The organism is Corynebacterium sp. HMSC034A01 (assembly GCF_001838175.1).
In the GTDB taxonomy this organism is placed as follows: Bacteria; Actinomycetota; Actinomycetes; order Mycobacteriales; family Mycobacteriaceae; genus Corynebacterium.
Map to the genome: position 1 here is coordinate 25,565 of NZ_KV835980.1, position 245 is coordinate 25,809.

Consider the following 245-nt stretch of genomic DNA (forward strand, 5'->3'; position numbering starts at 1 on the left):
CGGCGGGTACCGCGCGATCGAGCGCGCCGCCCGCGAACTGGTGCCCCGCGCGGATAACGCTCCGAAGAAGAAACAGGTCGCGTTCTCCGCGCCGAAGAACGGCCGAGCACGCATCACCATCGACACCACCGACCGCAAAGCAGCAGACCTCGAACACCGCCTGCGGCAAGACATCGACGCCACACAGCCAGCAGCACCCCAGATGGAGGAGGCGCTCTGGCGCATCGTCGAAGGCAAAACCGGCG

1 protein-coding gene is annotated in these 245 nt (G+C 67.3%); it reads left to right on the forward strand.

All coding sequences use genetic code 11. The features are described from left to right. Window positions 1–245 (forward strand): polyphosphate polymerase domain-containing protein (locus tag HMPREF2791_RS12125; RefSeq protein WP_246825515.1); only part of this gene is annotated, 245 nt, incomplete at both ends.